This window comes from Candidatus Dormiibacterota bacterium (assembly GCA_035532035.1).
Lineage (GTDB): Bacteria > Vulcanimicrobiota > Vulcanimicrobiia > Vulcanimicrobiales > Vulcanimicrobiaceae > Tyrphobacter.
In genome coordinates this window covers 73599-94071 of the sequence record DATKRS010000019.1, presented here as the reverse complement: position 1 = coordinate 94071, position 20473 = coordinate 73599, and the positions used below count along the sequence as shown (strand labels likewise).

The following is a 20473-nucleotide window of genomic DNA, read 5'->3' as shown; positions in this document are numbered from 1 at the left end:
GTTATGCGGCCTCATCGGCGACTTGGTAGAGGTGCCTAAACGGCTCGCGCAAGCAGTCCTTGTGGATCAGTTTTGACAAGAACTCAGCGCGCACGCCGAGCACGACCGCAATGCGTCGAGCCTGGTTCGGCTTTAGAGTTTGGTTATTGTGTTTGGCGCGGCTGAGAGTGTATTGGCTCACCTTTGCGCGCTTCGCGAGTTCTTTCTCTTTCAAGCCCTGCGTTTGCCAAAGCAATGCAAGGTGCAAACCTGTGATGCAGTCACTGGGCTCGGTAAGTAGTTGGCTCATCGTATCCTTTGATGGTAGAGAGTGTAATGGTCGCGGCGCACAATATGGCCCGCGTGTTTCGCGAGTGTTGTCGCACTGGCAAAAAAGAGAGAGGGAGCCTCACCCGCTCGACCCGTGAGGAACAGGGAGCGGGTGCAGACTCGGCGCTACGCGCGGGCTGAACGATCCGCACGAAGCGTTGCCGCAGCAGTTCTCACAGTGCGGCACGTCGTCCGCGTTTCCATGTCCGAGGAGCGCGGGCGACGATCCGCCCAGGAAGCTGGGCGGACGTTAAAGACCAGCGAGCCGTGTTGGCGGTCGGCTCACTGGACATTTTTGTATGTTCTCTCAGCGCGTGACATACGCGAGCGCAGAGGCATAGCGCGTTTCGGCGTGCATGTCGCTCCACGACCGCAAAGGCATGCACACAGCAAGCCGTTTCATCGGGCCTGTCTTTCTTGTTTGGAGGCGAACGGCTGGAAACTTTAATCTAGCCGCCGCGGTTGCAGAATCACTGGCAGAAGTTAGGCACGAGTCGTGCATACGCGCAAAGTCGAAAGTACGCGCGAGCCTGAGTACATTGGTCGTGCGTTCCCGCGGCGTAGCCGTCTGATGGTTTGCGCTGTTGGGTTAGCGCATGCTAGGCTACCTACATGTTTGACGAAGCCGCAATGCCGACGCTTCTTTTCGAGGACATGAGCACGCAGGGGCGCGCCATGCTGCTAGATCACAGGTTAGCCGATTTGAGCACTGACCACCGCGAGTCTCTGCTGACAGACCCCGAACACCTGGGGCTTCACGCCGAGGCGTGGTGCGCCGACGTTGACCCGTGCTGGTTAGCGGAGGTGCTGTCCCGCGACGATCTGCAACGCCTTGCGAGTCTTGCCTGGGAGTCGCTGCTCGCGCGGCTGCCGTCGTGGCGCTAGGGCGCCACATTATTCTTCCCCTACACTGTGCAAGGCTGTTCGCGCACGCTACTTCGGGACAACGGCTGCACAACTTTGTTCTGAAGTTTGCGTCTGCATGAGGAGGCCGCTCAGTACGGCATCCGATAGGTAGCGCATCTCCCCGCCGGAGCGCCTACCGTCTGCGCCACGTCGACGACCTGCTACCCAGCGTCCGTTGCAGCTCGTGCAAACGAGGACGCGCCCCAGGCGAGCGCGGAGCTTTTCGAGCGGGCGCTCACGGCTGCACAGGGCGCAGCGTGGGCCCCACTTGACCAGCGCGGCTGCTCGCACGCGTTGTCGCTTGTTCGCCGGGCGTTTCGTGCCTCGTGGGTCCGTCGGATGCTGCTTTCTGTAAGCGGCCCTCCGACATTTTGGTAGACAAAACCTCGACGCATCGCGCTTGGCGATGTAGGCCTTGCCGCAGTGGTTGCACTCACGCCGACGCAGGCGCAGCGATCTCAGGCGTTCATCCGGCAATGAGAGGATAGACACGGCGCGTTGCGTGCTCATGCTGCGGCGCCCGTTTCTTGCTCTATGGCGCGCTTCACGTCGTCGCGCAAGTGCTCGGGTACGTCGTCAAGGCTCATGAAGCCTTTTAAGCCCCCCATATCCTCGATTTCCTCGACCCATCCGACGACCTCGCGTTCACGTTTCATCGTCAAGGCGATAGCGTGCTCGTTCTTCGTGGGACGGTCGCCGTTGGCTACGATCTTGGCGACATACGGGACGGGCTTCCTAATCGGGCAGTCCTTGCCGGTGCGCTGCGCGTTCCAGAGTCGCGTGAGGAGCATCTCGGTCGCGACGATGGCTTCGGGCAACTGCTCGAGCCAGTCATTTATCAGCGAGGCGTTAGGCTCTTCGTACCACGTCGCTCCGAAGCCGGGATCGTACAGCGTGGTCTTGACCCAGTCGAGACCGGCATCTTCCGGCGCGATCCCGAGGCCGTGCTGCTGATAGAACGGCGACGCTATCGCAGCGCTGCGCTCGTCTCCCAACCGGAACGTAGGTTCCGGTTCGCAATGCGTTTGGTTCTGAAGAGGATCACCCATCGTGGTGCCGATTGTCGCATCGGAGCCGTGCGCGACGGTCTCAGTCTCAGCCGAACAATCGAAACCATCCGGCTCGTCTCCAGCAGCGGCATTCGGTGCTGGCTCTAGCTCGCGGGCTTCAGACTCAGCACACGATCCGAACTCATCGTCACGATCCGGCTCGGCACTGGCATTCGCTGCTGAGTCGAGCGTGCGCAATCTGTCTTTTTCTTTTGTATCTATTTCCCTGAGTCTGATTACTGGCTCACTGGAGATACTTTGGTCGTGATCGCTTTTGATACTTTGGTCGATGCGATTTGATACGTTGGTCCACTCGACCAACGTATCACTCGCGATACCTTGGTCATCCCCGGACCTAGGGATCACCTGTGATACTTTGGTCCCGGCCTTGAGCGCCGAAACGTCGTACACGTTCAGGACGCCTTCGCGCTTCTGCTTGTCGCGTGCCTTGCGCCGAACGCCGATGCGTCCCTGAGAGCGCAGGTGCTCGAAGTGGCGCTTCGTGGTGATGAGCGGCCATCCAAGGTCATCGGCGAGCTTCTGCTGCGACGGCCAGCACGTCGCCTTGTCGCGCGCGTAGTGCAGCAGGCGCAACGCGAGCAGTCGGCAGCGCACGTCGAGCGTCGAGTCTGTGAGTAAGTGGTTTGGGGCTTTAACGAAGTTCTTGGTTACGGACATGCGGAGTTGGCCTCTCGAAGAAGGGTAGGAGTCCGGCCTGGCGCAGCTTACGGCGACGTTGCCGGACTGAAGTGTCTCTGATTCCGAGGGTGCGGCCTATCTCGAAGCTACTGCGCCCGGAAAGGATGAGCGAATCGAGCCGCTCGATGAAGCGGTCGGCATGGTCTCGCATATTGATGCGAACCTCGTTGTGGTTTTAGGTATCCTCGGCGATCATGGCCGCCGGTTATGCGCGCTCGCGTAGGGCGGCGCCGAATATGAAAAGTCGCTCAGGCGCTGCCGGGCGAGGGGATCATCTTTTATGCAGAGGCGACGGACGGTTCTCCCTCTACACCAGTATAATAGCATACAAGCAAGCGGTTGTCAACTAAACACTGCGAATGCGGAGTCCTCTTACAGGATTTTTTGGGTGTACACTAGGCCTGAAAATGCGAACCAGTCCGGATGCCGCTGAGAACTAGGCAGCCAGGGCAGAGTCGCCATCTATTTCTTCATCCAGGTCGTCACCGGCATGGCCGACGCGGGGCGTTTGGTCCTCATATAGGCGCACCTGTGGACGCATCCGTCCCGCCCGTCTTTCTGGTCATGATCTTCTTTCTCGCCTGGATTGCGATTCAGTTCCAGCAGTTCGCGTGGGAACACTCCACGCAGCCGCACCAGTCGCTGACGGACTTCCTGGACAAGCTCCCGGGCATGAAGCCCGATGATGAACCCGAGACTGAGAACGTGGAGAAGCCGTAGTCGAGACATTCGTTAGAGCTTTGTTAGATGGCTTGCACTGTTCCGGGAACTCACCCGCCTCTGCTACCGTCTAACATTCGTCTAACAGACTCGTCAGAAACGGGTGGTAACGACGGGAATCGGTCGGGATGCGCAGCGCCGGAAAGCCGAAATGACACTCGCCAGTGCGATCAGCGCCGGTCACCGTTTGGTCACAAGAAGTCGGGAAACGCGGTGAAAGGATGGTGCTTAACGTGACAGGCGAGCCCCATTTCCCTCAGGAGACGAGGCTCGCCGTGACTCTCAGTGACTCGCTGGGACTACTTTCGCGCCCTGTTAATCAGCGGGTCGTTGGTTCGAGTCCAACATCCGGAGCCAGCTTTTCGAGAAGCCTCGATACGGGGCTTCTCGATTTTCAAAGGCGCACTCAGGCAGAGGGCAGGAGAAGAACCGGCGTTCCCTGATTCTCCGCGAGTCGAGATAACGTCAGATCGGCCGTAGCCAGCGCGGCGCCGTCGCGCTGCGCGAGCGCAAGATACACGCAATCCGGAACCTTGTGCTCGAGCGTGAGCGCAAGCATGAGTGCAGGCGCGACGAGGTCTTCATCCTGGACGAACTGCACGATGCCGTCCGAGGCGGCTTGTCCAAGGATTGCGAGCGCCTGAACCGCATGTTCGACGCGCAGCTCGTTCGCGACGACCTTGCGGCGCAGCGCCGAAGCAACCTCCGTAACCAGCAGGCGCGGCGCGATCCAGGTGACTGGCCGTTCCATGAGAGCCGCTGCCTCGTCGCTCCCCCGCTCCGGCACGAGCCAGCGAACAGCTACTGAGGCGTCGAGGACGGCAGAGGACGGCTCGTCAGCCCCGGGCATCGCGTTCTTGCCGTATGATGCGAGCGCTATCGAGATCCCGATCCTTTGGTGGCGACCCCGCAGCTGCACGTAGGGCTGCCGCACGCCGGACGACGGCACTTCGCCGCCAGATCACGGAGCTGCCGAGCACGCGGCGCGCCTCCTCTTCGAGCGAAACGCCGTGGTGCTTTGCGCGCACTCGCAAGCTTGCGGCAATGCGGTCGTCGAGGTTACGCACTTTGAGGTCTGCCATTGCCCCGAGCATAACGCGTGACCCCACTCGGGGTCAACTTTCTATACTATATTGACAAATACCGATTCAATAAGTAATATCGATGCGTGTCAATGCAATATGCCTCTCCACCTCGGGTCAGCGACGAGGAGTTCAATCCAGCCGCGGCGCTCTTCAAGGCCGTAGCGGATCCGTATCGCGTGAGCATCCTCGCAACGCTCGCCGCCGCCGAGGGCGAGGTGTGCGTCTGCGAGTTCACCGATGCGCTCCCGGTCAATCAACCCACCGTTTCTCATCATTTGCGTATCTTGCGGGAGGCGGGACTGGTTGCGTGCGAGCGTCGCGGGACGTGGGTGTTCTATCGGTTGGCACCGGACGCGCACGAACGCCTCGGCAACGCATTGACCGGCATCTTTCAGCAGAAGGCACGGGCGTGAAAACGCATTTGAGCTTAGCTACGGTAGAGCGCGCGGAAACGTGCTGCTACGCCAACCGAACCAAGGTATGGGCCAGCGACCCGGAGGGCCGTCGCTGGGAAGTCTACGCGGTTCACGAGGACACCGAGGAGCGCGACGATGCCGGTATGCCCTGCTGCCCATCGAGGACGCCGGATGCCGTCACGTAAACCGCTCGTCCTCTTCGTGTGCCGCCACAACACCGGACGGAGTCAAATGGCCGAGGCCTACCTGCGCCGATTCGCCGGCGATGCGATTGACGTCGTATCGGCGGGCACGCAGGCTGCGGATGCGCTCGACGCAGGCGTCGTGACCGCGATGCTCGAGGATGGGATCGACATCTCGTCTGCGCGGCCCAAGCGCATCGACCCGGCGGTTGCATCGCGCGCGGACCGAATCATTTCGATGGGCTGCGACGTCGAGGGCATCGCGCGCATCGACGACGATTGGGAGCTGCCAGACCCGAAAGGCCAGCCGCCCGAGCGCGTGCGCGCGATCCGCGATACGATCAAAGCCAAGGCGATGCGGCTCGCAGACGATTTCCTCTCCGCGCAGGCGTAGCCGCTCCATGTCGACATTCGAGCGCTACCTCACCGCGTGGGTTGCGCTGTGCATCATCACCGGCGTCGCGCTCGGGCATTTTCTGCCGGGAGCGTTTCACGCCATCGGCTCGATGGAGATCGCCAAGGTCAACCTGCCGGTTGCGGCACTCGTCTGGCTCATGATCGTTCCGATGCTGGTGAAGATCGACTTCACCGCGATCGGGCGCGTGCGCAGGTACTGGCGCGGCATGGGCATCACGCTGCTCGTCAACTGGGCGGTGAAGCCGTTTTCGATGGCAGTGCTCGGGTGGTTCTTTCTCGGTCACGTCTTCGCGCGCTATCTCCCTGCGGCGCAGATCGATAGCTATATCGGCGGGCTCATCGTGCTTGCCGCAGCTCCGTGCACGGCGATGGTCTTCGTTTGGAGCAGCCTTTCTGACGGCGATCCATACTTTACGCTCACGCAAGTAGCCCTCAACGACACCATCATGGTGTTCGCGTATGCCCCGATCGTGGGGTTGCTGCTCGGGCTATCAGCCATCACGGTGCCGTGGCAGACCTTGGTGCTGTCGGTGAGCCTCTACATTGTTGTGCCGGTCGCGATCGCGCAGGTGTTGCGTTATCGTACCCTGTTTGCGGGTGAAGCCGCGTTGCAAAGGCTCTCACGCGCGTTGCAACCGATATCGCTCGTCGCTTTGCTCGCCACGCTGCTCCTGCTGTTCGGCTTCCAAGGCGAGGAGATCACCGCGCAACCCGTCATCATCGCGCTCCTTGCGGTTCCCATCCTGGTTCAAGTGTATTTCAACTTTGGCCTCGCCTACATGCTCAATCGTCTTGCCGGCGAAGCACATTGCGTCGCGGCTCCATCCGCTTTGATCGGTGCGAGCAACTTTTTCGAGGTCGCGGTTGCCACCGCGATCAGCGTGTTCGGCTTCGCATCGGGTGCCGCGCTCGCAACCGTCGTGGGCGTCTTGATCGAAGTGCCCGTGATGTTATCGGTCGTGAAGATCGTCAAAGCGAGCAAGGGCTGGTACGAGCGCGGCAGCGCCGTGCGGCACAACGCGGGTGGAAGGCCGTCGTCTCAGGCTACGTGTGTTGCATCCGTCCCGCCGCGTTGAGATGGTAGGCTGCGGCGAGATCGTGCATCGATGTGGCCGGATTCGTCATCGCTCGCGGTCGGGCGCGTCGTATTCGGTGATCTCATTGCCGTGACGCACGGTCGACAGCCTTGCGCGTGATGAATGGGCGAGCGAGTTGCGCGAGGAGTGCAATCCAAGCTGCGAGCCCAAAGATGGCCGCGAGCGGTTGCCGCGCGAGGAGCGCGACGACTCCCGCAAGCACCCAGAGGACGAGAATCGCATACCCTAGGCGTGAATCGTTCATTTCGCCAAGCGTCGGGATACTACGCGTGCCCTCGATACGAGAGCGACGAATCCACCAGATGAACGGCACGATGCGTTGTAGGTACCCCACGACGGCGGTGCCGATGTACAACCATACGGCGCAAATGACGGCCGCCGCCATTGCACCGGCGGTATAGGCCGCAGCTGCTGCCACTGCTCCGAGGGAACTCGTTAGGGCGTAGAGCAGCGTTTCACGCTGGTAGGCCGGGTTGCGTACGCGGGCGATCGCCACGACGTTGACGGCAACCGCCGCGGAGGCCGCAAGCAATGCATAGCGGCCGTAGCGCCCTCCTAGCGCAGCAAGGATCGCGGCAAGGCTTACCGCAAGCGCCAGCATTCCCGTGCGGCGCTCCACGTTTACGCGCTCGAACATGCGCAGAAGGCGGAGGCTAACTGCGGTAATGAGCGTTCCGAAGAAACCCGCGACGCCGAAGAGCGCGTGGAAAAGGGTTACGCCGTCGACGCCTCGATGGCGCAGGAATCGGTCGGCGAGCCAAACACCGAGGCCTGCCGTCGCGATTAGCCACAGCAGGGAGAGCGCAGCGCCCGCGGCCGGAGCAGGCGGAGTGTGGCCGCGCAGCGTCGCGCCGAGGACGATGGCTTCTATGCCGATACCAACGAGATGGAGCGAGCCGCCAAGGCGCACGAGCGCGAAGTCTGAGTGCTGGAACCCGCCAACAATGCAGAGCGTTCCCGTCAGAGCCAAAGCGAGATGAAGGAACGCGAGGTAGGGCAGACGCAGCGGCGCCATCGCGACGACGGGAACGAACTGATACAATAATCCCATTGCGATCGTTAAGAAGACGCCGACAACGAGGGCGTGCAGCAACGCGAGCGGCGCCGGGAGCGCAGCGATCGTCCATACGAGCGTCGCCACTAACGTCGCGAGTGCAGCAGCCACGAACGCGAGCGGGATTCGAGGCGATGGAACGGTGCTAGCCGCGGCGCTCCGAGCCTTCCCGAGCGTGAACCAGCGCTAGCACGCCGCGCGCGCCGTGCACAGCCGCAAAGCCGAGTACGAATCCGGTTGCCACGTCGATCGGCCAATGCAGATGAGCGAGCACGCGCGCTGATGCTATCGCTGCCGCGATAATTACCGTCACGCCGGCCATGCTCCGCGAGCGTGGCCAGAGGTAGGCGAAAGCTAGCCCGCACGCTGCCAGATGATCGGATGGGAACGCGTTGTCGGCGGCATGCGAAACAAGTGGGTGGAGATGTTCGACGACGAAGGGGCGCTTCTCGAAGACGAGTGCGCCGGCGATCTTCACGAGCGCTATCGTTGCGCCCCCGGCGACCGCCGCTTCGAGCACATCGTTCTTCCAATGTCTGCGCAACAGAATGCTTGCTGCGACGAGGGCGGCGGGAATGAGTATGCCCCATTGCGCAACGATGGCGATTACGAGGGTCATTGCCGTACGCTCCTATACCCGTGCAGCGGAGCGCTCAGAGGCGGAAACATACCCAGGACGAATGTGTATCATAGTGATGAAGCTCGTCGTTTGTGCCTTGGCCGCCGTTGCGTTGCCGGCCTTCCTTCTCGGTGCTGGCGCGTGGGGCCCGGCCTCATCGATGCACGTGCAGAACGTTCCCGGAATGGAGGTCGTCGTCGTCGACCACGGCCGGATCGTGACCGACGCTGCATACGGCGTGCGAAACGTCGACACGCAACAACCGGTCGACACGCACACCCGCTTCGAGATCGGCTCGATTACGAAGCAGTTCACCGCAGCGGCGATCCTTCAGCTCAGGGAGCGTGGACGGTTGTCGCTCGACGACCGCCTGGGCAAGTACGTTCCGCAGTACGTGCAAGGCCGTAACGTCACGCTTCGTCAGCTGCTGATGCAGGTCAGTGGGATTCCCAACTATACCGATACGCCCGCATTCAGATCCCTCGTCACCCTGCGCGGCACGACCGTCGTGCTGCGCCGCAGTGGCAACTTCGACGCCATACTCGCGCTCTTGCACGGGAAGCCGCTCGGGTTCAGGCCGGGGACGAGGTTCCAATACAGCAACAGCAACTACGTGCTGCTCGGGCGCATCGTCGAGATCGTCTCCGGCATGTCGTGGCAGCGCTACGTCGAGAAGAACGTGTTTGCACGGGCGGGCATGACGGAGTCGACGTTCATGGAGAACGAGGGCAACACTCCCGATATGGCGACGGGCTATCTGATGTTCCGAGGGCACATCCGTGACGCCGGCGGCACCCGCGGCACGTTCACCGGATGGGCCGAAGGTGCCGGCGCCATCGTCTCGACCGCGACGGATCTCGCGAAATGGGACGCCGCGCTCTTCGGCGGCCGGATCGTAAGTAGTGCGGATGTGCGCCTCATGACGGCGCCCGGCCGGCTCGCGGCCTTCGGGCCAGATGCGCATTACGGCTTCGGCTGGGTCGTCGACCGTTACGACGGCCAGCCGCGCATCTGGCACAACGGTGGAACGCTCGGGTTCTCCTCCAGCAACGAAATCTATCCCCGGCAGCATCAGATCGTGATCGTTCTGCTCAATACAACGGTCGCGAACGCCGACACGATAGCGGGTGCGCAGTTCGAGCGACTCCATCCGCGACTCGCGGCCGCAAGCCGAAGAGCGGTCGCCGGCGAAGATCCGGCGGTCACGAACCGCGCCAAAGCCGTCTTGGCGCAGCTCACGAACGGCTTGGTCGACCGCACGCAGTTCGACGCAGATATGAACGCACACTTGACGCCGGACCTTCTCGCCGGGGCGAAGGCACAGTTTTTGCAACTCGGCTCCGCGACGACGTGGGTCTATCGTGGAAAGCATGCTGTGGGCGCGCAGACGACGTACGCGTACCACGTGTCCTTCAGCTCGGGCGCTCAGCTCAACGTCTACATGTCCGTCAACGCAGCAGGCAAGATCTCGGGCTACCTTCTCTCACCCGGCTCCTAGTTGGTATCGGTGTATTGGCCACGTGTTCAATGCGAGCGATTTTGGCCATGTTCGAGGGGCGAGGAGTGCGGAATACCAGCGTCATCTGAGCGGCGAGCGACGACGAAATCGAGCAAAAGGACCGCAGCCGTAGCCCATTTTGTTGAACACGTGCGCAATACTCCGGCAGGTTCCTAGGCGAGGACGAGGCGCTCGATTGCAGAAATGCACGAGCGTATGTGGAGAATCTTCGTCTTGATTGCCGTCCTCGGTTCGACGGCTACGCTCGCCGCTTCAGCGGATGCCCCTATCCCGGCACAGATCCTTTCGGGGTTGCACTGGCGCAGCATCGGGCCGGCGGTCGGCGGACGGGTCGTCGCCGTTGCCGGCGTCGCGAGCAATCCGAATCTCTTCTACATGGGTGGCGTCGACGGCGGCGTCTGGCGGAGCACCGATTACGGCAACGTCTGGACGAACCTCACCGACGGCAGATTTCCGTCGTCGAGCGACAGCATCGGAGCGCTCGCGGTCGCGCCCTCGAACGCCAGCGTCATCTACGTGGGAACGGGCGAGAGCGACATCCGTGCAAACTTCGTGACGGGCGACGGCGTCTTCCGGTCCGCCGACGCGGGCAAGACGTGGCACTACGCCGGGCTGCGCGACACGCACACGATCAGCGCGCTCGTCGTCGACCCGCGCAATCCCAACGTCGTCTATGCGTCTTCCATGGGTCACGTCTTCAAGCCAAATGCCGAGCGCGGTGTCTTCAAGTCGACCGACGGTGGTCAGACGTGGCATAGGGTGCTCTTCGTCAATGCCGAGACGGGCGCAATCGACGTCGTCATGGATCCGCACGATCCGTCGGTGCTCTACGCCGCGACGTGGCAAGCGTATCGCACGCCGTGGACGTTGCAAGACGGCGGCCCCGGGAGCGGGATCTACAAGACGACCGATGGCGGTGCGCATTGGACGAATCTCACGCGCGCACCGGGCTTCGCGCGCGGGGTGCTCGGCCGTATCGGTCTGAGCGTCGCGGCAAGCGATCCGCGCATCGTCTACGCAATCGTCCAGGCGCACGATGGCGGCGTCTTCCGCTCCGCCAACGGCGGCGCGAGCTGGACGCGCGTGAACGACGAATGGAAGCTCCGTCAACGCGCGTTCTACTACATGAGCATCTTTGCCGACCCGACGAACCCGAACACCATCTACGCGCCACAGGTCGACGCGCTCTGGGTTTCGCACGACGGCGGCAAGAAGTGGACCGAGCTGCACACGCCGCACGGCGACAATCATATCGTTTGGATCAATCCGCACGATCCGCACATTCTGTTGGAAGGCAACGATGGCGGTGCCACGATCTCGAGCGACGGCGGCAGAACGTGGAGCGGCGAACACAATCAACCGACGGGACAGTTCTATCACGTCGCACTCGATGATCGCTTTCCTTTCCACGTCTATGGGGCACAGCAGGACGAAGGCTCGTTCGAGGGTCCGAGCGCCACGCCGGACGGAATGATTCCACTGGAAGACTGGCAACGCGTCGCCTACGGAGAGAGCACGTTCGTCGCACCGCAGCCCGGCGATCCTGAGGTTACGTACGGAGCAGGCTACTTCAGCATCTTCTTGCGCTACGATGAGGCAACAGGCGAGTACAGCAGCGTGAGCCCGTGGCCTCTCTACCAAGAGGGCGCCTCGTCCGGCGAGCTGCGGTATCGGTTCGGCTGGACGCACCCCATCGTTTTTTCGCCCGCGAACCCGAAGCAGCTCCTGATCGGCGCGCAGTACGTGCTCGTCAGCGACGACTACGGCAAGACCTGGCATCGTATCAGTCCCGATCTCACGCGCAACGACAGAGCGACGGAGGCACCGAGCGGTGGTCCCGTCGACCTCGATCAATCGAGTGCCGAAGTCTTCCCGGGGATGGCTTCGCTCGCCGTTTCACCGCTTGACGGAAACGTGATCTGGGTCGGCTCGGATGACGGTCTCGTGCACGTGACCACCGACGGCGGTACGAGCTGGTCGCTCGTAACGCCGCCGCAGCTGCCGCAATGGGCGCAGATCAGCTCCATCGAGCCCTCCCACACGGTCGCGGGCGCAGCCTATCTCACCGCCTCACGGTACATGTGGGACGATTTCCACCCTTACGTCTACGAGACGGCGGATTACGGCCGCCATTGGCGTTCGATCTCTGCCGGCCTGCCCGGCGACGAGTACGCCTTCGCGATCCGGCAGGATCCGAACGACGCCGATCTGCTCTTTCTCGGCACGAAGAACACCGTCTACGTGAGCCTCGACGGCGGCGCGGTGTGGCGTTCGCTCTCCCTCAATTTGCCGCACGTCCAGGTGCGCGACATCGCGATCGACACGCGTCAGGGAGACGTCGTGATTGCAACCCACGGCCGGTCGTTCTGGGTGCTCGACGATCTAACGTTGCTCGAGCAGCTCTCGAAGAATGGCGGCGAAGGCGCAGGCGGCGCGCGGCTTTTTGCTCCGCAAACAGCGTGGCTCAGCCACGCGTACGGCGCGGGCGAGTACGCACGGTTCATCCCTGCCGTGGGAGAGAATCCACCGTTCGGCGCGACGGTCTACTTCGATCTTCCGTCGAGCTACGACGGCCGTACGCCGGTCCGACTGAGCTTCCTCGATGCGAGCGGCGCAACGATTCGCACCGTCATGCTCCATCGTAAGGCCAAAGGCGTTGAGAACGGCGTCGTTCCCGGAGCGAATCGTTTTCAATGGGATCTGCGCTATCCCAGTGCGACCGACGTCACGGGGTTTCGCGCGCCGGTAGCTGCCGGAGGACTGGACGACAGCGTTCTCGGCCCGACCGTGGTGCCGGGAACCTACACCGTCGCGCTCGCGTACGGTGAACGCACGGTGCGGCAGCCGTTTGCGGTTGCGCTCGATCCGCGGCTTCACGCCAGCCAAAGCGATCTCGCAGCGCGGCTCGCGCTCGGCTTACGCATTCATCGTGCGCTCGATACGCTCGACCGGACGCTGAACCGCGCGATTGCGATGCGCAGTCGCATGCACGGATCCGAACGTACCGCGCTCGATCGCGAGATCGGCGATCTCGTGCAACTGGACATCCACTCAAGCGAAGGAGACCTGCTGCACGAGAGCAAGCTGCACAGCCATCTCGCCTATCTCGCTGCTGAGGTGGAGCTGAGTTACACAGCACCGACCGATGCCGAGAATGCCGTTGCCGAACAGCTCATCGGCGATGCCAAGCGCGGCGAAGCGGCGCTGGAAGCGGCGATGTCAGCGGCACCTCACTGACGAATACTACTTCGCTCGATGGGGTGCCATGATCTGCGCGAGCATGTCGGGCGTTCCCGGGATGCGCTCCAAGTGCGGATAGCGCAATCCGCCGTGATAGCGCACCTCATAGGTGTTCACCCAGCCGTCTTGCTCCACGACGAAGGGAATCGAGCCGCTCGCGTGCTCCGTCTCGCGCAGGAGGTAGTGCAACGCCTCCGGTGAGAACGTCTGGCCGCCAACGGCAAGAATCGTCATGTCGGGTCCGAGGCCCGCGTTCCACGCCGCGGAGCCCTGCGTAACGGCGAGGATCTTTCCTTGGTCGTCTGTGAAGAGCCCGACGCCGAAGCTCTCGTCGTCCGTATGTCGTGCGCGGTCGCGTGCTGCGATGAACTCGTTGGGGTGCTCGTTCCAGACGAGGCGCCATCCGGCGCGCGCGAGGTCGTCGTTCGGCGGGTGCGGCGAGACGCTGTACACGTAACGCTCGAAGAAGGCGTGCCAGTCGTAGGGCTGCACGTCACCGAGCAGGTGCTCGATCTCCGCGCGCGTGTACGGCTTGGTGATCGGCCCGGTGAGCGCCGGAGCGCTGTATAGATGCAAGAAATCGTCGAGTGACTTGTGGCCGTGCGAGTCTTCCCGAATGATCGTGTCGGCGTCGAGCCAAATCAGTTCGCCCTCCGTGTAGAAGTCGCCGGCGGTGCGGCGGAGGTTCGACCACGGCCCCCGCGCGGCGTAATAGTAGGGCGCGCCGGTCGTGAGGTCGATGAGCGGCGTCGCTTCGCGTCCCGACTCGGCGTCCATGCGCGCGTAGATCGACGCGAGGTACTCCGGGTACTTCGACGGCGCACGGATTCCCATGCGGAACGAAAGAAGATCGCCGAGGTACTGATTCATTCCCTCGTATACCCAGAGAAGCTCGGTATGTTCGGGTATCTGGAAGTTCGGTTGCCATAGATCGAACGGCCGCCGATACTTTCCGTTCCAGGAGTGCGAGAACTCGTGCGTCAGCAGATCGCCCGCCGTCAGCTGCCACACCGGGTTCGTCATGAAGTCCGCCGGCGCGCGATTGTCGCTCGACTGATGGTGCTCGATGCCCTCGAATCCGATCGCGTCCGAGAGCGTCAGGAGCGAGTGATAGACGTTCCAGTGACGCGAGCCGTACAGCGCCAGCGCCTCCGGCGTCATGTTCTCGTACGCATCGATGAGGCTGCTCGGAAAATCGAGATCCTGCGGCGCGTCCGCAAAGGCGTCGAGCACTTGCTCCGTGCCGTCACCGGACCACAGCGTCACGTGACGATAGTAGCGACCCATGTCGAGCGGCGAATCGACGAGCAGATTCAGCGCGGCGACCTCGAAGTCGACGCGATCGCCGTGCTGCGTCGGTCCGGGCAGCGCGGTGCCGTATCCCCACGCGTGCGGCAGGTCGAGGCTCACCTTGAAGAAGTCGTCTTTCGAGGCGGTGCCGTTCTGATAGAAGAGCATGCGATTCCAGTTGACGATCGCGACGTTCTTGGTCGACATGGCGTCGGGGGCGTTGAGAGCCACGTGAAAGTCGACGTCGATACGGCTCACGCCTTGCGGTACGCGTACGTGAAAGGCGTACATGTCGACCTGATCGCGCTCCCAGTGCAGCGCGTGGCCGTTTGCGCTCACGCGCATCTCCGTGATGTTTTCGAGCGGTCCCGTCGGCCCGTGTTCCCCCGGGATCCATTCGGGATAGACGAACGTGAACGTGCCGGGACGCACCGGGATCGTCAGGTGCGAGACCATGAGGCCGCGCGCGGCCTCGCGGGCGTCCAGAAGCAGGGTCTCCGGATCGCTTGCGGTGGCGTACGAGACGGCGCTCGCGTTAGGCTCCGCCGCGCGCGCCGTCGCGGGAACGAGGATCGTGAAGGCGCCGGCAACGGCCAAAAGGGCGCCGAAAAATCGACGAAGCTGCATGGCGGGATGCGTTACCCCGCCGCGGTGAACTCCCCTCCATGCGCTTTCTCGGCAGGCTCTTGGCACTCGTGGGGCTGCTGGCTCTGATCTATTTCGGCGTTACCGCGTATTTGGGATACCGCGTCGGAAGCGCCATTCACGCGGCGGAGCGTCGGCGCATCGTCCGAGCGGGGGCGCACGTCGTCGGGCGGCCTGCGGTCGAGCGTTATGCGATCAAACGCAGCGGCATCCCGGCCTTTCTCGTCGAGTCGCCGGCGTTCTGGTACGCGCTACACCGGACGGAGTAAGCCGAAGAGAGCCGGCGTCCTACACGCTGCGCAGCACGGTTCTGGAGCGGAACGGGATCTGATCGAGCGTGGCTGGGAGCCGGAGCAGAACCCGGCTCAACGCGTCGATAGCGTAGTGCGTCTCTAACGGCTTCAGCATCCCGGCGATCTCGGTGACGCGCCTCATGAGCATGGCGCCCAGCGCATCGCGCAGCCACGCGCGGTTCCTGGCGATGTCGCTCGCGGTTGGGCGTTGTGGCGCGACACGTTCTCGAAGAAGGACCAAGACGACGTTGTCCTCGACGCCGCGTGCGAAGTCGCGCTCGGCATCCATCCAGTCGTCGATGTGCGCGCAAATCTCTCCGAACGCACCGGTGGCGGCGATGGCGACGCGCACGCGCTCCTCCGGCCACAGGCCGTCGAGCACCGAACCAGCAATGAGCCGGAAGAAGGCGCCGATGCGCTCTCCACGCCGTACGATGGCATCGCTTGCGATCGACGCATGGGGGTTGAGGCAGATCTCGAGCGCGCGGTACAGCTCCGAGGACGCGCGCGCGTCCGGCGCACAATCGACGAATGCGGCGTGGCCGATCAAGACGTAGAGGAAGGCCAAATACGCCGAGCTGAAAGGCTCGTCACCGTCGGCGAGGTCGTCGACGATCGACGTCGAGAGGCTCACGGCGATCGTGGCTCGCGCTCGTTCGATGAGCGCTTCGCGCGTGGTGCCCGTTTCGGCAAGCAGACATTCTAGAAACCACACCGCCGGATAGCCCATGCACTTTCCGCCGACGTACGCCGCGATCGATTCGAGCTGCGAGGAGAGCGGCTGCCCGACGTCGTCGAGCATCGCGACGCAATACGCACGCAGCGCGGCCCTCGTCTCGCTGGCACCGAGCAACCCTTCGAGAACGTCGGACACGTAACGTCCGCCCGAGTTCGAACCCTCGGGGATCTGCGGCTTCATCACCCAAGCCGTTCTGCGATGGCGCAGTACCATCCCCCGGGCAGGGCTGCACCGCGAGCCCGTTCAAGGTGAATCCAAGGGAGAAGGGTCAATCACCATCGCACAGAGCCGGCGTTGGTGCCGTGCAATTTTGAAACGAGAGGCGAAGAGCTTCTTTCTTGCTACGCGCCTCTTGCCGCGTGCCAAACGCCAAGCCGTCGAAGCGGTCTACGGCCTCTTTCGTACGGTCGACGACGTTGCAGACGAAGGGAACGCCACCGGCGACGAGCGCCGTCGCAAGCTCGATGCGATCGCGCTCACCGTCGAGCGTATTCGCGATCCCGGCCACGAAGCGGACGATGCGTGGTTTCCCGCCGTGCGCGACGCGTTCGCCAGCTTTCCCATCCAAAGCAAGGATGCGCTTCGGCTCATTGCGGCCTGCCGTGCGGAGGTCGACGGCGTCGTCTGCGATACGCCCGAGGCACTCGAGGCATACTGCGCAGCCGTTGCCGGCACGGTCGGGCGGTGCGCGATGGCGATTCTCGGGGCCGGTGACGCGGACGCACTCGATCGTGCCGAGCGCTTGGGCATCGCGCTGCAGCTCACGAATATTCTGCGCGACCTCGGAAAGGATCGGGAGATCGGGCGCAACTACCTTCCCGGCGTGCTGTCGTCGGACGACGTCATTGCGCGTGCGCGCACGTACTATAAGGAAGCCGGCATCTTGGCGCGCCGGCTTCCGGATCTCGGCTCGCGCCTCGCCGTCATCGCGGCGGCGAAGCTCTACGAGCGCAAACTCACACGCTTACGGATATAGTCCCCGGAGTCTTGTCGCTTCCGCGACGCGCTCGACCGCGACCGCATAGGCACCGGTGCGCATGTCCACGCCGTGCCGCTCCGCCTGCTCCTGCGTTTCACGGAAGGCGCGCGTCATCTTCTGCTTGAGTCGTGCGTTGATCTCGTCTTCTTCCCAGAAATTCTCTTGCAGATCCTGGACCCATTCGAAGTACGAGACGGTAACGCCGCCGGCGTTTGCCAGAATGTCGGGAAGTACCATGATGCCGCGATCGTGAAGAATCGCGTCGGCCTCCGGAAGCGTGGGACCGTTTGCGGCTTCGGCGACGATCTTCGCGCGAATCTTGGGTGCGTTCTGAGCCGTGATGACCTTTTCCAGCGCCGCCGGAACGAGCACCTCGCAATCGCATTCGAGCACGTCTTTGTTCGATATCGCGTCGCCGCCGCCGAAGCCCACCACGGAACCCGTCTCGGTCTTGTGCGCGACAAGGCCGCGCACGTCGAGCCCCTTCGGATTCGCGACGCCCCCGCGCGAGTCGGAAACGGCGACGATCCGATATCCGCGCTCGCCCATGAGCGTTGCCGCGTGCATGCCGGCGTTGCCGAAGCCCTGAATCGCGACGCGCGCGCCCTCGATCGGCAGCTTACGCTCCTGCATCGCTTCGTCGACGATATAGAGGCAGCCGCGAGCGGTCGCTTTATCGCGTCCGAGCGATCCGCCGATTGCGATCGGCTTCCCAGTGACGACGCCGGGAATCGAATACCCCTTCTGCATCGAGTACGTGTCCATGATCCATGCCATGATCTGCGGCGTCGTGTAGACGTCGGGCGCCGGGATGTCTTTCTCGGGGCCGATGATGATCGATATCTCAGTCGTGAAACGACGAGTCAGATGCTCGAGCTCCTGCATCGACATCGCCTTGGGATCGCAGATCACCCCTCCCTTGGCACCGCCGAACGGAATGTTCACGAGTGCGCATTTCCACGTCATCCACATGGCGAGTGCCTTGACCTCGTCGAGGCTCACGTCGGGGTGGAAGCGGATGCCGCCCTTGGCGGGGCCGCGCGCCATGTTGTGCTGAACGCGGTAGCCGGTAAAGACGCGAATGCGTTTGTCGTCCATGTGCACCGGCACGGAAACCTCGAGCACGCGCTTGGGCTGACGAAGAAAGAGATGGATACCTTCGGTGAGACCGATGAGGCGCGCCACCTCGTCGAGCTGCTGTTGCGCCATCTCCCAGACATTTTGCTGTGCCTGAACTGCGGAACGGTCGATTGAAGTCGTCATGCGCCCGACTTAGCCTGGTGGCTCGCTCGGGCCTTCTCAGCGCTCACCGAAGGCGGCGCACTATCTCGGCTTGCGCTTCACCGCTCGGTGGACCGCTTCTTTGATCGAGGCGGCGCCCATGCCGTAGTGCTCGATGAGTTCCTTGGGGTCGCCGGATTGCCCGAAGGTGTCGTTGACGCCGATGAACTCGATGGGCACCGGGTGTTTGCTCGCGAGCAGCTCCGCGACCGCCGAGCCCATACCGCCGTGGATTTGGTGCTCCTCGACGGTGACGACCGCGCCGCACGCGCGCGCGGCGTCGAGGATCGCAGCGTCGTCCATCGGTTTGACGGTGTGGTTGTTGAGGACGCGGCACTCGATGCCGTCCTCTTCGGCGAGCTCGTCCGCCGCGACGAGCGCGTTGTAGACGAGGATTCCGCACGCAACGATCGCGGCATCGGATCCATTGCGAAAGATCTGCGCCTTTCCAATTTCGAATGGCGTCGCCTCGGTCGAGATGACCGGAGATTTCTCGCGTGCGAAACGCAGATACGCCGGTCCCCACGTCTCGGAGAGCGCGAGCGTCGCTTTCTTCGTCTGAATCGAATCGCACGGCACGACGACGCGCATGTGCGGGATCACGCGCATGATCGCGATGTCTTCGATCGCCTGGTGTGTAGCACCGTCGGGTCCCACGGAGACGCCCGCGTGCGCGCCTGCGATCTTCACGTTCGTTTCGTTGAGCGCCATGATCGTGCGCACTTGCTCCCACGATCGACCAGGATTGAACATCGCGTACGACGCGATCCACGGGATCTTTCCGCAAGCCGCGAGGCCGCCCGCCAGCGCGACGAGCATTTGCTCCGATACGCCGATCTCGAAGTACTGATCTGGATGCGCTTTCTTGAAGCCCTCCATGCGCGTCGATTCGGAGAGGTCGGCGCAAATCCCGACGACGTTGCGATTGCGGCTGCCGGATTCGATCAGTCCTTCGCCGAAACCGTTGCGCGTCGGCACCTGCTCGAGGGTGGCGGCGTCGCGGCGCGCTACGAGGTGCATGGACGCGGCGTCGCTCTGCGGAGCCGTGCTACGCATGGGCTAAAATCCTCGTCCGCTCCGCCTCCAACTCGTTCAGCGCGACGTCTGCTTGCGTGCTGTTCGGCGGCTTGCCATGCCACGTGTAGTCGCCTTCCATGTACGAGACGCCTTTGCCGGGCACGGTGTGCGCGATGACGACCGAGGGTTTGCCCGTGACTCGCTGAGCGCGTTCCACGGTATCGATGAAGGCGACGATATCGTTGCCGTCGCACTCGAAGACCTCCCAGTTGAAGGCGCGGTATTTGTCGGCGAGCGGCTCTAGCGGCATGACGTCCTCCGTGCTGCCGTCGATCTGGATGAGGTTGCGATCGACGATGCTGATGAGGTTGTCGAGCTTGAACTTGGCGCCGGTAAGCATGGCTTCCCAGTGGAGACCACACTGATGCTCCGCGTCGGACGTCACGACGTAGACGCGCCATGACTTCCCGTCGGTCTTTGCGGCGAGCGCCATGCCGACGCCTTGCGCGAGCCCTTCGCCCAGTGGTCCGGAGGTCGTCTCGGTGCCAGGTAACCGGACGCGTTCAGGGTGGCCCTGGAGACGCGTTCCGAACTTGCGCAGCGTTAGCAGCTCGTCGACGGGGAAGTATCCCGCATACGCCATGGCCGAGTACTGCACGGGCACGATGTGTCCGCACGAGAGCAGCAGCCGGTCGCGCTCTGGCCAGCCGGGGCTCTTCGGATCGTGCCGCAAGAGATGAAAGTAGAGCGCCGCGAAGACGTCCGCCATGTCGAGAGGTCCGGCGGAATGACCGGACCCTGCGGAGAGCAGAGCGCGAATGATGCCTTGGCGTACGTCGTTGGCGCGCAGTTTCAGCTCCGTGACGCGCTCGGGGGAGAGAGCCATGCGGCGCAATACCGGCTTCTCCCCGACAAGC

The 20473-nt window shown here is 63.1% G+C and carries 20 protein-coding genes; 9 read left to right on the top strand and 11 right to left on the bottom strand.

The genetic code is table 11. The features are described 5' to 3' along the window. Nucleotide 1: 1 nt before the first annotated feature. Nucleotides 2–289 carry a helix-turn-helix transcriptional regulator gene (locus VMV82_06060; GenBank protein ID HUY41116.1) on the bottom strand — a complete coding sequence of 96 codons (288 nt, stop codon included), beginning with the start codon at nucleotides 287–289 and terminating at the stop codon, nucleotides 2–4. A gap of 632 nt (nucleotides 290–921) precedes the next feature. On the opposite strand from VMV82_06060, the gene VMV82_06055 reads away from it, so the two are divergent. Next, nucleotides 922–1194 carry a hypothetical protein gene (locus VMV82_06055; GenBank protein ID HUY41115.1) on the top strand — a complete coding sequence of 91 codons (273 nt, stop codon included), beginning with the start codon at nucleotides 922–924 and terminating at the stop codon, nucleotides 1192–1194. Between the two features lie 527 nt (nucleotides 1195–1721). On the opposite strand, the gene VMV82_06050 is transcribed toward VMV82_06055, so the two are convergent. After that, a complete protein-coding gene (locus tag VMV82_06050; protein HUY41114.1) occupies nucleotides 1722–2942 on the bottom strand; it encodes a hypothetical protein in 1221 nt (406 codons plus the stop codon). A 552-nt stretch (nucleotides 2943–3494) separates the two neighbouring features. Between VMV82_06050 and VMV82_06045 the strand changes: the two genes are divergently transcribed. Further along, nucleotides 3495–3683 (top strand): hypothetical protein, encoded by a 189-nt coding sequence (locus VMV82_06045; protein ID HUY41113.1) that lies wholly within the window; start codon nucleotides 3495–3497, stop codon nucleotides 3681–3683. Between the two features lie 406 nt (nucleotides 3684–4089). Here VMV82_06045 and VMV82_06040 read toward each other — a convergent pair whose 3' ends face one another. After that, nucleotides 4090–4533: a type II toxin-antitoxin system VapC family toxin gene (locus tag VMV82_06040; GenBank protein ID HUY41112.1), complete on the bottom strand. Its 444-nt coding sequence runs from the start codon at nucleotides 4531–4533 to the stop codon at nucleotides 4090–4092. Beyond that, nucleotides 4520–4792 carry a plasmid stabilization protein gene (locus tag VMV82_06035; GenBank protein HUY41111.1) on the bottom strand — a complete coding sequence of 91 codons (273 nt, stop codon included), beginning with the start codon at nucleotides 4790–4792 and terminating at the stop codon, nucleotides 4520–4522. Before VMV82_06035 ends, VMV82_06040 begins: the two co-directional genes overlap by 14 nt. A gap of 65 nt (nucleotides 4793–4857) precedes the next feature. On the opposite strand from VMV82_06035, the gene VMV82_06030 reads away from it, so the two are divergent. From VMV82_06030 to arsB, 3 genes are all read left to right on the top strand, one after another. After that, a complete protein-coding gene (locus VMV82_06030) occupies nucleotides 4858–5181 on the top strand; it encodes a metalloregulator ArsR/SmtB family transcription factor (protein ID HUY41110.1) in 324 nt (107 codons plus the stop codon). Between the two features lie 174 nt (nucleotides 5182–5355). Beyond that, nucleotides 5356–5760, top strand: a complete 405-nt coding sequence (locus VMV82_06025; GenBank protein HUY41109.1) for a heat-shock protein HtpX — start codon at nucleotides 5356–5358, stop codon at nucleotides 5758–5760. A gap of 7 nt (nucleotides 5761–5767) precedes the next feature. Next, on the top strand, nucleotides 5768–6859 hold the full coding sequence (gene arsB / locus VMV82_06020) for an ACR3 family arsenite efflux transporter (protein HUY41108.1): 1092 nt from the start codon (nucleotides 5768–5770) through the stop codon (nucleotides 6857–6859). 82 nt (nucleotides 6860–6941) lie between these two features. On the opposite strand, the gene VMV82_06015 is transcribed toward arsB, so the two are convergent. Beyond that, nucleotides 6942–8045 carry a hypothetical protein gene (locus tag VMV82_06015; GenBank protein HUY41107.1) on the bottom strand — a complete coding sequence of 368 codons (1104 nt, stop codon included), beginning with the start codon at nucleotides 8043–8045 and terminating at the stop codon, nucleotides 6942–6944. Nucleotides 8046–8079: 34 nt separating this feature from the next. After that, nucleotides 8080–8553, bottom strand: a complete 474-nt coding sequence (locus VMV82_06010) for a phosphatase PAP2 family protein (GenBank protein HUY41106.1) — start codon at nucleotides 8551–8553, stop codon at nucleotides 8080–8082. Between the two features lie 76 nt (nucleotides 8554–8629). On the opposite strand from VMV82_06010, the gene VMV82_06005 reads away from it, so the two are divergent. Beyond that, nucleotides 8630–10051, top strand: coding sequence for a serine hydrolase domain-containing protein (locus VMV82_06005; protein ID HUY41105.1), 1422 nt, complete (start codon nucleotides 8630–8632; stop codon nucleotides 10049–10051). Nucleotides 10052–10267: 216 nt separating this feature from the next. Beyond that, complete coding sequence (locus tag VMV82_06000) at nucleotides 10268–13309, top strand: glycosyl hydrolase (protein HUY41104.1); 3042 nt, start codon at nucleotides 10268–10270, stop codon at nucleotides 13307–13309. A 6-nt stretch (nucleotides 13310–13315) separates the two neighbouring features. On the opposite strand, the gene VMV82_05995 is transcribed toward VMV82_06000, so the two are convergent. Beyond that, nucleotides 13316–15229 (bottom strand): hypothetical protein, encoded by a 1914-nt coding sequence (locus tag VMV82_05995; GenBank protein ID HUY41103.1) that lies wholly within the window; start codon nucleotides 15227–15229, stop codon nucleotides 13316–13318. A 38-nt stretch (nucleotides 15230–15267) separates the two neighbouring features. On the opposite strand from VMV82_05995, the gene VMV82_05990 reads away from it, so the two are divergent. Beyond that, the gene (locus VMV82_05990) at nucleotides 15268–15516 is read left to right on the top strand and encodes a hypothetical protein (GenBank protein HUY41102.1); all 249 of its coding nucleotides are present in this window, start codon (nucleotides 15268–15270) and stop codon (nucleotides 15514–15516) included. 19 nt (nucleotides 15517–15535) lie between these two features. Here the strand turns inward: VMV82_05990 and VMV82_05985 are convergent, their stop codons facing one another. Beyond that, nucleotides 15536–16459 (bottom strand): hypothetical protein, encoded by a 924-nt coding sequence (locus VMV82_05985; protein ID HUY41101.1) that lies wholly within the window; start codon nucleotides 16457–16459, stop codon nucleotides 15536–15538. A 130-nt stretch (nucleotides 16460–16589) separates the two neighbouring features. On the opposite strand from VMV82_05985, the gene VMV82_05980 reads away from it, so the two are divergent. Next, the gene (locus VMV82_05980) at nucleotides 16590–17255 is read left to right on the top strand and encodes a squalene/phytoene synthase family protein (protein HUY41100.1); all 666 of its coding nucleotides are present in this window, start codon (nucleotides 16590–16592) and stop codon (nucleotides 17253–17255) included. Here the strand turns inward: VMV82_05980 and VMV82_05975 are convergent. Genes VMV82_05975 through VMV82_05965 form a run of 3 tightly spaced genes read right to left on the bottom strand, consistent with a single transcriptional unit; the run spans nucleotide 17244 to nucleotide 20442 of the window. Then, nucleotides 17244–18521, bottom strand: coding sequence for a Glu/Leu/Phe/Val dehydrogenase (locus VMV82_05975; GenBank protein ID HUY41099.1), 1278 nt, complete (start codon nucleotides 18519–18521; stop codon nucleotides 17244–17246). The genes VMV82_05980 and VMV82_05975 overlap by 12 nt on opposite strands. A gap of 60 nt (nucleotides 18522–18581) precedes the next feature. Continuing rightward, nucleotides 18582–19595 carry a transketolase C-terminal domain-containing protein gene (locus tag VMV82_05970; GenBank protein ID HUY41098.1) on the bottom strand — a complete coding sequence of 338 codons (1014 nt, stop codon included), beginning with the start codon at nucleotides 19593–19595 and terminating at the stop codon, nucleotides 18582–18584. Further along, entirely contained in the window at nucleotides 19588–20442 is an 855-nt protein-coding gene (locus tag VMV82_05965) for a transketolase (protein HUY41097.1), read from the bottom strand. The genes VMV82_05970 and VMV82_05965 overlap by 8 nt, the downstream gene beginning before the upstream one ends. Nucleotides 20443–20473: the final 31 nt, after the last annotated feature.